Genomic DNA, 1,279 nt, shown 5'->3' with positions numbered 1-1,279 from the left:
TGGTATGAAACTTATTACTACATCTAAAAAATTTTCCATATTTATTTGTTTTTAATATTTTGTACTGAAGCAGCTCCTATTTTTCCTGACTTTTTGTCCACAAATATCTCAATTAATTTTCTTTGTTTTATCCCAAATTCTAAATCACCCAATTTAATACCAACATTTATATACCCTGAAATTGCAATTTTAGCAGAGTAAGTTGTGTAATTATCATTGATCAAAACTATAGAATTTTGAACCCAAGTGTTGCCAATTGCTATATTAGGGATAAAAGTTTTGGACTCACCTTTATCAATTGTAAATGTAGGTATATTGCTTGATACTAATTCTATAGTTAGATCGACGAGTGGAGGATTTAAGGCAATAGTTTTTGTAGCCCATCTTTCATTTTGGATTAAAATTAGTTCATTGCTTTCAACTAAATCATTAGTCTCAAATTTTAGATTGTTTAAAACAAATTCTAATTCACTAAAATTATTTACAGTCAATTGGTTTGAATTGAGATTATTAATATTAACTTCAAAACTATCGTGGCCCATAAACCAGTTTTTGAATTGATCTAAAGTTACCTCAGAGTTGTCATTTAAAAATTTTATTGCAAAATTAGAAAACGCTTTACCTTCAGGTGAAGTGTTATCTAAATAATAATTAAGTACTACACTATATTTTTCAGGGTTAGCAATTGCCCATTGTTCTTGCTCGTCTAATAAATCAGCCCAGAATGTAGCAGCAATTTCAGCTTTTTGCAATATAAGATATGCTCTTGGATCACTTAAATCAAACAAGTTGGGGTCTATAACATACCCACTAGGATCTATATTACTAGAGCCACCACCACCGCCTTCTGAAGAAAAAGTTGGGGATTCTTCAAGAGCTTCAATAGCTTCTCCCGTTATGGGAACCCTATATGAGTTATAACTTACACAAAGATTACATCTGTCACAAGTACCACTCGCGCATTGTCCTGTACCTGTGCAATTACTAATTTGAACAAAAATTGTGGTATATCCAGTACCAATAACTGTAGATCTTTCAAAGTAATTGTTTTTATCTTTCTGGGATGGATGAGATTGATAAAGAAGTCTCATTTTACCTTTAAATTGCTTAGAACTTCCACTAATAAGGTCTTTTATGTTATGTTTTGAAGGAATCATTTCAATTATTGAAGTTTCCCAAACACCATTTTTATTGTGTACAATAAGATTAAAAATACTACTTGATGTTATTATTTTTGGAATAATTTTAAAACTATACGTTGTTTTGTGCTGTACTACAC

The 1,279-nt window shown here is 30.4% G+C and carries 1 protein-coding gene; it reads right to left on the bottom strand.

Annotation, left to right across the window (positions count from 1 at the left end; genetic code table 11):
• Positions 1-41: 41 nt before the first annotated feature.
• Positions 42-1,279, bottom strand: a 1,238-nt coding sequence (locus FPG59_RS16820; RefSeq protein ID WP_176330786.1) for a hypothetical protein, incomplete at its 5' end; no start/stop codon positions are given.

This window comes from Flavobacterium sp. FPG59, assembly GCF_002150205.1.
In the GTDB taxonomy this organism is placed as follows: domain Bacteria; phylum Bacteroidota; class Bacteroidia; order Flavobacteriales; family Flavobacteriaceae; genus Flavobacterium.
The sequence above is the reverse complement of the archived record's forward strand: the minus strand, read 5'-3'. Positions and strand labels throughout refer to the sequence as shown.